The organism is Streptomyces cyaneofuscatus (genome assembly GCF_042718795.1).
Classification (GTDB): Bacteria; Actinomycetota; Actinomycetes; order Streptomycetales; family Streptomycetaceae; genus Streptomyces; species Streptomyces cyaneofuscatus_A.
Map to the genome: position 1 here is coordinate 152,071 of NZ_JBHXOX010000009.1, position 12,374 is coordinate 164,444.

At 72.5% G+C, this 12,374-nt stretch carries 12 protein-coding genes and 1 tRNA gene; 9 read left to right on the forward strand and 4 right to left on the reverse strand.

Features of this window, described 5'->3' with window-relative positions; genetic code table 11:
• Nucleotides 1–101: 101 nt before the first annotated feature.
• The 3 genes from ACFWRT_RS12420 to ACFWRT_RS12430 form a co-directional block, all read right to left on the reverse strand.
• On the reverse strand, nucleotides 102–1,067 hold the full coding sequence (locus ACFWRT_RS12420) for a DUF5926 family protein (RefSeq protein WP_380951715.1): 966 nt from the start codon (nucleotides 1,065–1,067) through the stop codon (nucleotides 102–104).
• A gap of 194 nt (nucleotides 1,068–1,261) precedes the next feature.
• Entirely contained in the window at nucleotides 1,262–1,870 is a 609-nt protein-coding gene (locus tag ACFWRT_RS12425) for an ATP-binding protein (protein WP_380951802.1), read from the reverse strand.
• Nucleotides 1,871–1,963: 93 nt separating this feature from the next.
• Complete coding sequence (locus tag ACFWRT_RS12430; protein WP_380951717.1) at nucleotides 1,964–2,800, reverse strand: glycerophosphodiester phosphodiesterase; 837 nt, start codon at nucleotides 2,798–2,800, stop codon at nucleotides 1,964–1,966.
• A 201-nt stretch (nucleotides 2,801–3,001) separates the two neighbouring features.
• Between ACFWRT_RS12430 and ACFWRT_RS12435 the strand changes: the two genes are divergently transcribed.
• Together ACFWRT_RS12435 and ACFWRT_RS12440 are read left to right on the forward strand one after the other, a co-directional pair.
• The gene (locus ACFWRT_RS12435; protein ID WP_380951718.1) at nucleotides 3,002–4,714 is read left to right on the forward strand and encodes a S1C family serine protease; all 1,713 of its coding nucleotides are present in this window, start codon (nucleotides 3,002–3,004) and stop codon (nucleotides 4,712–4,714) included.
• 86 nt (nucleotides 4,715–4,800) lie between these two features.
• Nucleotides 4,801–4,887, forward strand: a tRNA-Ser gene (locus ACFWRT_RS12440).
• A gap of 73 nt (nucleotides 4,888–4,960) precedes the next feature.
• Here the strand turns inward: ACFWRT_RS12440 and ACFWRT_RS12445 are convergent.
• On the reverse strand, nucleotides 4,961–5,893 hold the full coding sequence (locus ACFWRT_RS12445; RefSeq protein ID WP_380951719.1) for a bifunctional DNA primase/polymerase: 933 nt from the start codon (nucleotides 5,891–5,893) through the stop codon (nucleotides 4,961–4,963).
• Nucleotides 5,894–6,001: 108 nt separating this feature from the next.
• On the opposite strand from ACFWRT_RS12445, the gene ACFWRT_RS12450 reads away from it, so the two are divergent.
• The 7 genes from ACFWRT_RS12450 to ACFWRT_RS12480 all read left to right on the forward strand — a co-directional run bounded on the left by ACFWRT_RS12450 (nucleotide 6,002) and on the right by ACFWRT_RS12480 (nucleotide 12,316).
• Entirely contained in the window at nucleotides 6,002–6,547 is a 546-nt protein-coding gene (locus ACFWRT_RS12450) for a pyridoxamine 5'-phosphate oxidase family protein (protein ID WP_380951720.1), read from the forward strand.
• A 231-nt stretch (nucleotides 6,548–6,778) separates the two neighbouring features.
• Nucleotides 6,779–7,093 carry a hypothetical protein gene (locus ACFWRT_RS12455; RefSeq protein WP_380951721.1) on the forward strand — a complete coding sequence of 105 codons (315 nt, stop codon included), beginning with the start codon at nucleotides 6,779–6,781 and terminating at the stop codon, nucleotides 7,091–7,093.
• 257 nt (nucleotides 7,094–7,350) lie between these two features.
• Nucleotides 7,351–8,526 carry an acyl-CoA dehydrogenase family protein gene (locus ACFWRT_RS12460; RefSeq protein ID WP_380951722.1) on the forward strand — a complete coding sequence of 392 codons (1,176 nt, stop codon included), beginning with the start codon at nucleotides 7,351–7,353 and terminating at the stop codon, nucleotides 8,524–8,526.
• 26 nt (nucleotides 8,527–8,552) lie between these two features.
• Nucleotides 8,553–9,632, forward strand: a complete 1,080-nt coding sequence (locus tag ACFWRT_RS12465; protein ID WP_380951723.1) for a bifunctional MaoC family dehydratase N-terminal/OB-fold nucleic acid binding domain-containing protein — start codon at nucleotides 8,553–8,555, stop codon at nucleotides 9,630–9,632.
• Between the two features lies 1 nt (nucleotide 9,633).
• Nucleotides 9,634–10,683, forward strand: coding sequence for an acyl-CoA dehydrogenase family protein (locus tag ACFWRT_RS12470; RefSeq protein ID WP_380951724.1), 1,050 nt, complete (start codon nucleotides 9,634–9,636; stop codon nucleotides 10,681–10,683).
• Nucleotides 10,680–11,153: a MaoC family dehydratase gene (locus ACFWRT_RS12475; RefSeq protein ID WP_380951725.1), complete on the forward strand. Its 474-nt coding sequence runs from the start codon at nucleotides 10,680–10,682 to the stop codon at nucleotides 11,151–11,153. Before ACFWRT_RS12470 ends, ACFWRT_RS12475 begins: the two co-directional genes overlap by 4 nt.
• Complete coding sequence (locus ACFWRT_RS12480; protein ID WP_380951726.1) at nucleotides 11,150–12,316, forward strand: lipid-transfer protein; 1,167 nt, start codon at nucleotides 11,150–11,152, stop codon at nucleotides 12,314–12,316. Before ACFWRT_RS12475 ends, ACFWRT_RS12480 begins: the two co-directional genes overlap by 4 nt.
• Nucleotides 12,317–12,374: the final 58 nt, after the last annotated feature.

Below are 12,374 nucleotides of genomic sequence, written 5' to 3' on the forward strand. Positions count from 1 at the left end.
CTCGCCTATGAGGACGGCGATTTACTTGTGAGTACGGTGAGTTGTGACGCGAGTCACCGACTCGGCGAGCCCTCGGCAGGCCCCGGCAGGCCCCGGCAAGGTCAGCTGAGGGTCACCTGGCGGTTGGTGAGCCCCCCACGGGCCCGGCGCTCCTCGGCGGTGAGCGGGGCGTCGGAGGCGAGCGCCGTGGCCAGCCGCTCGGCGAACGAGACGGCCGGCTTCTCGCACGCCTCGGCCCCCATCGAACTCGGCAGGTCCCAGACGGGGACGACCAGGCCGTGCGCCCGGAACGAGCCGACCAGCCGGGTGTCCTCGCCCAGCGAGGAGGTGCCGGCGGCGTGCAGCCGGGCGAGCGCGTCGAGGAGCTGCTCCTCGGGGTGCGGCATGACCCAGCGCAGGTGGTTCTTGTCCGGGGTCTCGCACCAGTACGCGGCATCCGCGCCGGAGAGCAGCACCGTAGGGATCGCGGCGGCGTTCGCGCGCTCCAGAGAGGCGGCCACCTCGGGGGTGGCGTTCTCCGCGTCGGGCACCCAGAACTCGAACCCGGTGTGGACGACCGGCTCGAACGCGGCGTCCGGGTCGAGCAGATCCTGCAGGCGCGGCCCGTCGGCCGGTACACGGCGGGCGGTGACCGGGGTGCCGGGCTCGACCTCCAGCGCGCGCTGGAGCGTGTCCGCGAGGTCGCGGCTGAGGTCGCCGGAGGAGGTGTCGTTCTGCAGGGCGAGGAGGACGGAACCGTCGTCGCGGCGCAGGGCGGGCCAGGCCATCGGCAGGACGGTCGCCAGCGTCACCGACGGAACGCCCTCGGGCAGCCCGTCCTTCAGCGTCAGCTCGACCGTGGCGGCGGGCACCAGCTCGCGCAGGGCGACCCAGTCGCACTCGCCCGCGAGTCCCTCGAACGGGCGGTGGACGAGCTCGGTCACGGCCTGGGCGGCGGCGCGTCCGTGACACGCCTTGTAGCGACGGCCCGAACCGCACGGGCAGGGCTCACGGGCCCCGACGACCGGGATCTCACCGTCCTTGAGCTGCTGCTTCCCGGCCTTGGTCTGAGGGTGCTTCTTGGCCATGGTGGGCGTTCTCCCGATTGTGACGGTGCGGACTCGGCGCGAGCCTAGCCGCCCGTGCCACCCTCGCGGCACCCGCGCCCGTCGCCTCACCCCCGCCGGGCGCCCTCGCCGCCCACCCTCGCCGGGCAGCCGCTCGGGGCCGCCGCTCCGGGTGGCCGCTCCCGGTGGCCGCTCCCGGTGGCCGGGCAGGCGCCTCAGCTCGCGTCGTCGAGGACGTCGGAGAAGTCGAGCCCCTCGAACCCGGTGAGTCCGCCGACCGCGCCGAGCTCGGGCGGCTTCGGGCAGGGGACGTGCGCCCAGACGGTGACCTCGCCCGACGAGTCGTCCCGTACACCCCACTCCTGGGCCAGGGCGCTGATGATGTTGAGCCCCCGGCCGCCGCGTGCCGTCACCGAAGGGGTGGCCGGAACGGGCCGGGTGGGCCCGCCGCCGTCCGTGACCTCCACGGTCAGGCCGCCGCCCGTGTCCACCCGCCAGGCGGCCCGGATGTCACCGTCACCGACATCGGCGTGCCGCCCCAGCGGCCTGCCGTGCCGACAGGCGTTGCTGAGCAGTTCGGAAAGAATGAGAACAGCGTCGTCCACGACCGCGTCCGACACCCCGTTGCCGCGCAACTGCTCACGCATCCGGTGCCGTGCCTGCCCCACGCCCGCAGGGCCATGGGGAACGGCCATGCTCGACGACGCAGGCACCTCTTGTGCCACCACCAACGCCACCCCCGAGACCTCCTTTGCCCCACGCCACGGGTTGGATGCCCCACTGAGCTGCACCGGAAACCGGCCAAGGGGCTCCCGGTGACGCACTCGGCACCACTGAACGCGCAGCGAATGCGCCGGTGTACTCCCCGTCATGGTGGTGCGGGGTGCTGTCACGTGCCGACGGTGTCCCGTTCTGTGCTAAATACGCCCCAGTTGGGACAGGACCTGCTTCGGGCGGTTGGTGATGATCGCCTCGACGCCGAGTTCGGCGCAGAGCTCCACATCCGCCGGTTCGTTCACGGTCCACACGTGCACCCGGTGGCCCGCCCGGTGCAGCCGCTCGATGTACCCGGGGTGGCTGCGCACGATCCGCATGCCGGGTCCGGCGATCCGGGAACCGGCGGGCAGCCGTCCGTCGCGCAGCCGGGGTGACACGAACTGCATCAGGTAGACGGTCGGCAGGGTGGGCGCCGCGGCGTGGACGCGGAGCAGGGAGCGGCCGGAGAAGCTCATGATGCGGATGGGGGAGGGCTCGTCGGCCGGCGGCGAGGCCAGCTCGAAGCGGTTCAGCAGGTCGAGGAGCCGCTCCTCGACCTGTCCGGCCCAACGGGTGGGGTGCTTGGTCTCGATGGCCAGTTGCAGCGGCCGCCCGGTGGCCCGTACCTCGGTGAAGAGCTCCAGGAGCCGTTCCAGGGTGAGTACGGAGGTGAGCTCGCCCGGCACCGGATCCCAGTCCGGCGACTCCTCGCGGTCCTTCCAGGAGCCGAAGTCGAGGGCGGCGAGATCGGCGAGCTCCAGGGCGGAGACGGCGCCGCGCCCGTTCGACGTACGGTTCACCCGGCGGTCGTGCACGCAGACGAGGTGGCCGTCGGCGGTCAGCCGTACGTCGCACTCCAGGGCGTCGGCACCGTCCTCGATCGCCTTGCGGTAGGCGGCCAGGGTGTGTTCGGGGGCGTCGTCGGACGCTCCGCGATGGGCGATGACCTGGATCGAGGTCTGCGGGCTGCGCTGCCGTGCGTGGGTCACCCGGGTCATGGTGTCACCGCCGTGGGGGTAGGCGAGCACATGTCAGCCTGGAGGACCGTTTTGTCTGATGTAAAGATTGGTGTGCGGATGCACAGGTCCTGCTTACAGTGGCCCGACGTGCTGTGGGAAAAGCTGACCGCAGACACGTGCACAGCGGATTTCTTGCCGAATGCCGACTGGATGCCGAGTGGAACCGAGGAGTAAAGAGCTGTGAGCACCGAGAACGAGGGCACCGAGGGCAACGCGGTACCGGCCGTGCCGCCCGTTCCGCCCGCACCTCCCGTGCCGGCCACCACTCCCGACCCGGCTGCGGACGGGGCTGCGAACCCAGCGGAGTACGGCGTAGGAGACAAGGCTCCGGACGGTGTGCGAGACGGGTCCACGGACGGCGCCGGTACGGGGACTCCCTCCCCGGCCGCCCCGATCGCGCCCCCCACTCCGGCGCACGCTGACGCACCGCGCCACACCCCCACGCACCAGGGCTCCCCGGCGCATGCGGGCACCCACCAGGACCCGCCGGCGCACCCCGGCACACACACCCACCAGGCTCACCAGCCCCACACCCCCCAGCAGCCCCATCAGCCCCATCAGCCCCCGCACTCCCCGTACGGGGCGGCGCCCGAGCCCCCCGCGGGCGCCGCCTCCTGGCCCCCGCCCCCGCCCGCGGTCCCCTCGTACGCGGGCGGCGGCGCGGCGCACACGCCCGGCGGTGGCGGCATCGGCAACGGGAGGGGTCACGGCCCGGTCTGGGGCGCCCCGCAGCCCGGCCACGACCCCTCCCACGGCAACGGCAACGGCAAGCGCCGGGGCGCCGGCGGCCTGGTCGCGGCGGTCGCGGTGGCGGCCCTGGTCGCGGGCGGCATCGGTGGCGCACTCGGCTTCTGGGCGGCCGACCGCAACGACAACGGCTCCTCCGGCAGTTCGACCACCGTGGCGGCATCGGACTCCCCGAGGGACCTCAAGCGCCCGGCGGGCACCGTGGCCGGGGTCGCGGCGAAGGCGCTCCCCAGCGTGGTCACGATCGACGCGCAGGGCGGCGACGGCGAGGGCGGCACGGGCACGGGCTTCGTGTACGACAAGGAGGGCCACATCCTCACCAACAACCACGTGGTGGCCTCCGCGGCGGAGTCCGGCGAGCTGTCGGCGACGTTCTCCGACGGCAAGAAGTACGCGGCCGAGGTGGTCGGCCGGGCGCAGGGCTACGACGTGGCCGTGCTGAAGCTGAAGAACCCGCCGGCGGGCCTGGCCCCGCTCCCCCTCGGCAACTCGGAGAGCGTGGCGGTCGGCGACTCGACGATCGCGATCGGCGCCCCCTTCGGCCTGTCCAACACGGTGACGACGGGCATCATCAGCGCGAAGAACCGCCCGGTCGCCTCCGGGGACGGCCAGAGCAACAAGAACTCGTACATGAGCGCCCTGCAGACCGACGCCTCGATCAACCCGGGCAACTCCGGCGGCCCGCTGCTGGACGCCACGGGCGCGGTCATCGGCATCAACTCCGCGATCCAGTCGACCGGCGGCGGCCTCGGCCAGTCCCAGGCCGGCTCGATCGGCCTCGGCTTCGCGATCCCGATCAACCAGGCGAAGAACGTCGCCGAGCAGTTGATCAAGACCGGCAAGCCGGTCTATCCGGTGATCGGCGCGACGGTCTCCATGGAGGAGAAGACCGGCGGCGCCGAGATCTCCCCCGAGGGCGCCGGCAACACCCCCTCCGTCACTCCGAACGGCCCGGCGGCCAAGGCGGGCCTCAAGGCGGGCGACGTGATCACCAAGTTCAACGACACCGTGATCGACAGCGGCCCCACCCTGATCGGCGAGATCTGGACCCGCAAGCCCGGCGAGAAGGTCACCCTGACCTACGAGCGCGACGGCAAGACGGCCACGGCCGAAGTCACCCTGGGCCAGCGCGAGGGCGACAGCTGACCGGCTAGGCTGTACCGAGCGTCGACCCGGCCCCACAGGGCCCTGACGGCCCGTCGGCCGTCACGGCCCGGGGGCCGACGATGCGGGGTGGGTTGCCCGAGCGGCCTAAGGGAACGGTCTTGAAAACCGTCGTGGCAGCGATGTCACCGTGGGTTCAAATCCCACACCCACCGCAGCAGGTCGGCGTCCGTGCCGGTCACGAGGGGCGCTCCGATGTCGGGGCGCCCCTCTTCGTCGTCCGCTGCCTCAGCGGCGGTTGTCGTCTCGGTCGTCGCGTCCCCGTCCCCGCGTCAGCCGTTCCGCCGAGGCGATCGCCGCACGCGCCTCCTGTTCCGTGAGGCCTGTGCGGACCGCCGCGGTGGTGAGGGCGTCGGCCAGGGTGTCGCCGAAGCCGTGTTCGTAGGCGCGGCAGGCGGCCCAGAACAGGCGGGTGTTGCGCTGGCCCTCGTGGGCCGCCAGGACGAACTGGATCAGGCCCTCGCCCCGGCGGCCGGGGGGCGTTTCCTTCCCCGGATGGCCGAGATGGCCGGGGTGACCGGACGGGGTGGGTTCGCGGCGTGGTGGGGTCAGGAGGCGGAGGAGTGCGCGGGGGCAGGGGGCCGGGGTGAGGTGGGCGGTGCCGGGGGCCAGGCGGTAGCGGCCGTGGGTGGTGATCGAGCCGGGGCCGACCAGGTAGCCGCCGCTGCCGCGGATGTCGATGCCGGGGGCGAGGCGGCCGGCCGAGTTGGGGACCGTGGTGTCGGCGGGGCCGGTGAGCCAGAGGTGGCGGCCCCCGCTCGGGGTGAGCACCGTGACCGTCGGCGGGATGGTGAACAGGTGCTGGAGCGCCAGTTGCCGGAGGGCGCCCACCGAGTCGTTGCCGTGCGCGGTGTCGATGTCCAGGTCGATGCCGACGAGCCGGTGCGGGGCGCGTCCGCAGGCGATGCCGTAGCCGGTGGCCCTGGGTGCGGCGGCGAAGAGGGCCCGGACGGCTGCGGGGTCCGTCGTCGCGTCGTGCACCCCGTGGCCGGGCAGGCCGCACTCGCCCCGGCAGTGGACCGGCGGCTGCTCGCCGTGGTGGGGGGAGCGCAGCGCGGGGAGCTTGGTGGCGGACAGGGGGAAGACGGGGAGCCCGCGCCCGGCGGCGGATAGGGCGTGGGCGAGGGCCAGGGTGGCGGTCTGCCGGTCGATGGTGGCCATGGTTTTAGTTTCGTACATAGGTTCGAATAAGGGAAGTGGGGACGGGCGCCACCGGGCCGGGCTGCGTAGCCTTTGTCGTACGTCGTAAGGAGAGGGAAGTGGTTCCGCATGACTCCCCAGCAGCCCACGACCGAGCTCGACGCCCGCTACAGCTCCGCGCTCAACCCGCGTCCCGGTGCGGAGGACGTCACCGCGACCGACTGGGCCGAGGCGCAGCGCCGGCTGTGTGACGCCGAGGTCTTCTGGATCACCACCGTCCGTGCGGACGGCCGGCTGCACGTCACGCCGCTGATGGCCGCCTGGTACGACGGGACGCTGTTCTTCAGCACCGGGCCGGGCGGCCAGAAGGCGAGGAATCTGGCCGGCAACGCCCACTGCGCGCTCACCACCGGGCACGGCTCGCTCGCGGGCGGTCTCGACATCGTGGTCGAGGGCGAGGCCGAGCAGGTGACGGATCCGGCACGGCAGGACGAGGCCATCGCCGCGTTCGAGGCGCAGTACGGGGACCACATCACCTCGCCGGAGGGTGCCTTCTTCGGCTTCGGCGACAGCATCCGCGAGGGCCGGGACCTGCTGTTCGCGGTGGCTCCCATCACGGCGTACGGCTTCGGGCACGACGGCCAGGTGTTCAGTCACACCCGGTACACCTTCTAGCGGGCCTCTCCGTCGGAGAAGCCTGGGCCTTCGCTGTCCGGGAGGGGTTTAGCGCCCCTTCTTCATGCTTGCGAGGGAATCGGGTGGCACAGCATGGTTCGCCGGGGATGTGCTGGGCAACTCTGGTCTCGCGACGTCGTGACCAGCACCGGGGGCAGTCGGCCGACTTCCCCGGAAACAGTCGCACATGAACCAACTGAAGCCGGACTTCCGGTTCCTGGAGGAAATGACATGGCAAGCATCCGTACCGCTCGTGTTCTCGCCGCCGTCGCCGCGCTGCCCCTGACCGTCGCCCTCTGCGGCGGTGTGGCCCTGGCGGACAACGGCTCCTTCGCGAACGACGGATCGAACGCGGCCGTGGCGACGATCGGCGGCAGCGGTGTCGATGGCGCCAACACCGGCAACGCGTCCACGACGCAGCAGCAGGCTGTCGGGGCCGGCGCGTCGAACCAGAACACCTCGGCCCAGGTGAGCGGCTCGGCCTTCACCGTCATCGACCAGTCGGACCACAGCGTCGACGTGAACTTCACTCCGTTCTTCTGGTGATGATCCCGGTGGTCACGCCTCCTCGGTGATCAGAGGTGATCAGAGGCGGCGGAGACGATCAGAGGTGATCGGGCGTCCGGGACCTCCCGGGGGGTGGGTTCCGGTCGGTTGCACAGCAGCCCGTGCGGCGGCACTTCGGTGCCTCGCGCGGGCTGTTGCCGTTGCCCCTGACCCTCGACTCTTGACAGGGGAAGTGAAACTGACGGACAGTCAGAAACTGTTCCTGTCGCCGTGAATGCCGCCCTCGGAGGTCCGCCGTGCACCTCGCCCCGACGGAGCGCCAGCAGCAGCTCCGTACCGAACTGCGCGCGTACTTCGCGGCCGTACTGCCCGAGGGCGGAAGCTGGCGCGACGACCCGGGTGAGCAGCGGCGGCTGCTCCGGCGGATCGGCGCCGACGGGATGCTCGGCCTCGGCTGGCCCGTCGCGTACGGCGGGCAGGGGCGCGGGACCGACGAGCAGTTCGTCTTCTTCGACGAGGCGTACCGGGCCGGTGCGCCCGTCTCCATGGTCACCCTCAACACCGTCGGCCCGACCCTGATGAAGTACGGCACCGAGGAGCAGAAGGCGTACTTCCTGCCCCGCATCCTCAGCGGCGACCTCGTCTTCGCGATCGGTTACAGCGAGCCCGAAGCCGGTACGGACCTGGCGGCGCTGCGGACCCGTGCCGTGCGGGACGGCGACGACTGGGTGGTCCATGGCCAGAAGATCTTCACCAGCAACGCCCAGCAGGCCGACTGGATCTGGCTCGCCTGCCGTACGGACCCCGACGCCCCCAAGCACCGCGGCATCTCGATCATCCTCGTGCCGACCGATGACCCCGGCTTCTCCTGGACGCCCATCGAGACGGTAGGCGGGCTGACCACGACCGCCACGTACTACGACGGCGTACGTGTTCCCTCCTCGAACCTCGTCGGCGAGGAGAACCAGGGGTGGGGGCTCATCACCAACCAGCTCAACCACGAACGCGTCGCCCTCGCCGCCATCGGCATGCAGGCCGAGGACTTCTACGAGGAGGCCCTCGCCCACGCCCGTACCCCCGACCCCGCCACGGGGCGCCGCCGGGTCGACGAGCCGTGGGTACGTGCCCGGCTCGCGGAGGCGTACGCCCGGCTCGCGGCGATCCGGCTGCTGAACTGGCGGCTGGTCGGGGCCGTGGGGGCCGGGGCGCTCGCTCCCGGCGAGGCGAGCGGCGTGAAGTTCGCGGGGACCGAGAGCGCCGTGGAGGTGTATCGGATGTGCCAGGAGGTGGTGGGGGACGTCGGGCTTCTGCGGGGTGGGTCGGCCGGCTGCTTCGGAGGGGGCAGTGCTGCGGGAGAGCTGGAGCGGATGAACCGGGCCGCGCAGATCAACACCTTCGGCGGCGGCGTCAGCGAAGTGCAGCGCGAGATCGTCGCGACCATGCGGCTCGGGATGACGCGGGGCAAGCGGTGAAGCCGGGAGGCCAGGACGGCCAGGACATGCCGGCCGATGCCCCGGATCTCCTGTACGAACGGCTCACCGCGTATGTCGGCCGTCCCGCGGCCACCGCCGGCACCGGCAAGGACCCCGTCAACCTGCCCATGATCCGGCACTGGTGCGAGGCCATGGGCGACACCTCATCCGCCTACCGGGGGCCCGACGCCGTCGCCCCGCCGACCATGCTCCAGGCCTGGACGATGCGCGGCCTCTCCTCGGACCCGGACCCGGACCCGGAGCCGAACCCGAACCCGGAGCCGGAGCCGGACCCGGACCCGGACCCGGACCCGGACCCGGACCCGGAGCCCCACGACGGTACGGGCCGCTCGGCGGCGTACGACGAACTGCTCGGGCTCCTCGACGGCGCCGGGTACACCTCCGTCGTCGCCACCGACTGCGAGCAGGAGTATCTGCGGCCGCTCCGGCCCGGCGACCGGATCACCTTCGACGCCGTCATCGAGGCCGTCTCCCCCCGCAAGACCACCAAGCTCGGCGCCGGCTACTTCGTCACCACCCGCATGGAGGTCCGCGCCGACGGCGAACCCGCCGGGACGCACCGCTTCCGCATCCTCAAGTACCGCCCCGCGCAACGGAATCCCGCGCAACGGTATCCCGCGCAACGGAACCCCGTGCAACCGAGAACCGCGAAGCCGGAGGAGGAAGCGCCTCTCCGCCCCCGGCCCGTCATCAACCGCGACAACGCCGGATTCTGGGCGGGAGTCGCCGAGCACCGCCTCCTCATCCAGCGCTGCACCGGCTGCGCCACCCTCCGCTTCCCCTGGCTCCCCGGCTGCAACGCCTGCGCCGGCCAGGAGTGGGACACGGTCGAGGCGGGCGGCGAGGGCACGGTGTTCAGCCATGTCGTGATGCACCACCCGTCCTTCCCCGCCTTCGACCCGTCGGGCGAGGGCGGCCCGTACGCCGTCGCGCTCATCGAACTCGCCGAGGGCGTGCGGATCGTCGGCAACGTGGTCGGGGTGCCGTACGACAAGGTGCGCGTCGGCCTGCCCGTACGGCTGGAGTTCCTGCGTACGGACCCCGATCTGGAACTCCCGGTCTTCCGGGCGAGCGAGGGCGGTTGAGATGGACTTCACTCCGAGCGAGGAGCAGGCGGCGGCACAGGGCCTGGCCGCGCGGATCTTCGATGATCTCTCGACGCACGAGCGGCTGCTGTCGGCCGGGACGGGTACGGACGCGGGGCTGTGGAAAGAGCTGTGCACGGCCGGACTGCCCGGGGCGGTGGAGAACATCGGGCTGCTCGGTCTCGTACTCCTCCTGGAGGAACAGGGCCGGACCACCGCCCAGGTCCCACTGGCGGCGACCTGTGTGTACGGGCTCCTCGCGGTCGCCGAGCACGGTACGCCGGAGCAGCGGGAGCGCCTGCTGCCCGCCCTGCGCGACGGTACGGCGGTGGCGACGGGAGCCCTCCCGGCGCGGGGCGGAGTACGGGCGGTGGACGGGGCGCTGTACGGGGTCGTGCCCTGGGTGCCGTGGCTGCGGGACGCCACCTGGGTGCTGGTGGCCGACGCGGACCGGGCCCTGTGGATCGTGGAGACCGGGGCGCCGGGCGTGACCGTGGTGCCCGTGGAGACGACCGCGCCCTGGTCGGCGGGGCGGCTCGGCCTCGACGGCGTACGGGGAGAGCCCCTCGGTACGGGCCCGGGGGCCTGTGCCGCGGTCCTCACCGCGAGCCGGACCGCCTTCGCCGGGCTCCAGGCGGGCGTCTGCGCGGGCTCCCTCGCCTGGGCGGTCCGGCACACCACGACCCGGGAGCAGTTCGGGCGGCCGCTCTCCACCAACCAGGGCGTCCTGCTCCGTGCCGCCGACGCCCACATGGACACGGAGGCCATCAGGGTCACGGCGTACGAGGCCGCATGGCGGCGCGACCGGCAACTGAACTACGAGGCGCAGGCGTTGACGGCCGCCTGGTGGGCATCGGAGGCGGGTCGGCGAGTCGTGCACGCCGGGCAGCACCTGCACGGCGGCACCGGGGCCGACCTTGACCACCCGGTCCACCGGCACTTCCTCTGGGGTCGCCAGCTCGACGCGTACCTCGGCTGCGGCGCGGAACTGCTGGAGGAGTTGGGCCTGTTGCTGGCGGGCGACAGGTACAGGTCCGGGGGCACGCCGTGAAGGACGCGTACCGCGTCGGCGACGCGCTGCCGCCCCTGGAGATCCCCGTCACCCGCACCCTGATCGTGGCGGCCGCCATCGCCTCCCGCGACTACCAGGACGTGCACCACGACGCCGAACTGGCCCGGGAGAAGGGCTCCCCCGACATCTTCATGAACATCCTCACCACCAACGGGCTCGTCGGCCGCTACATCACCGACCACTTCGGGCCCGCCGCCGTCCTCCGCAAGGTCGCGATCCGCCTCGGGGCTCCCAACTACCCGGGGGACGTGCTGCGGTTGTCCGGCCACGTCGTCGCCTCGGAAAACGTGGCCTCGGAAAACGCGGCCTCGGAAAACATGGCCCTGGAAGGCGAAAACGACGCCCTTATAGAGGTCGCGGTGGTCGGCGACAACCGTATAGGGCGCCACGTCAGCGGAAAGGTCACCGTCGCCATCGCCGTCGCCATCACCAGGGAGAGTGGCGCATGAGCATCCGCAGGGCCGACACCCTCGGCGGAAAGGCGGCCGTCGTCGGCATCGGGGCCACCGAGTTCTCCAAGAACTCCGGCCGCAGTGAACTCAAGCTCGCCGTCGAGGCCGTGGGCGCCGCCCTCGACGACGCGGGCCTCACCCCCGCCGACGTCGACGGCCTCGTCACCTTCACCATGGACACCAGTCCCGAGATCACCGTCGCCCAGGCCGCAGGGATCGGGGAGCTGTCGTTCTTCTCCCGCATCCATTACGGGGGCGGTGCCGCCTGCGCCACCGTCCAGCAGGCCGCCCTCGCGGTGGCGAGCGGGGTGGCCGACGTCGTCGTCTGCTACCGGGCGTTCAACGAGCGCTCCGGCCGCCGCTTCGGCTCGGGCGTCCAGCGGCGCGAGCCCACCGCCGAGGGCGCGGCGCTCGGCTGGAACCTGCCGTCCGGGCTGCTCACCCCCGCCTCCTGGGTGGCGATGGCAGCCCAGCGCTACCTGCACACGTACGGCCTCGGACCGGAGGTCTTCGGGGAGGTGGCGGTGGTCGACCGCCGCCACGCGGCGCGGAACCCGGCGGCGTACTTCCACGGGCAGCCGATCACGCTCGCCGACCACGCCGCCTCCCGCTGGATCGTGGAGCCGCTGCGGCTGCTGGACTGCTGCCAGGAGACCGACGGCGGCCAGGCCCTCGTCGTCACCAGCGTGGAGCGCGCCCGCGACCTGCCCCGGCCGCCCGCCGTCGTCGTCGCGGCGGCGCAGGGCGCGGGCCGGTCGCAGGAGCAGATGACGAGCTTCTACCGGGACGGGCTGACCGGCCTGCCGGAGACCGCCGTCGTCGCCCGGCAGCTCTGGCGGAGCTCGGGTCTCGCCCCGGCCGATATCGACGTGGGCATCCTCTACGACCACTTCACGCCGTTCGTCCTGATGCAGTTGGAGGAGTTCGGTTTCTGTGGTCCGGGGGAGGGCGGGGCGTTCGTCGCGGCGGACGCGCTGCCCCTGAACACCCATGGGGGCCAGCTGGGGGAGGCGTACCTCCACGGGATGAACGGCATCGCGGAGGCCGTCCGGCAGATCCGCGGCACGTCGGTGAACCAGGTGGCGGGGGCGGCGAGATCCCTGGTCACGGCCGGTACGGGGGTCCCGACGTCCGGGCTGATCCTCGGCGCGGACGGCTGAACCGGCCCGGCCGGCGCCCGGTCGGCGCCGGGCCGGACCCTGACGGCGGGGAGGCGGG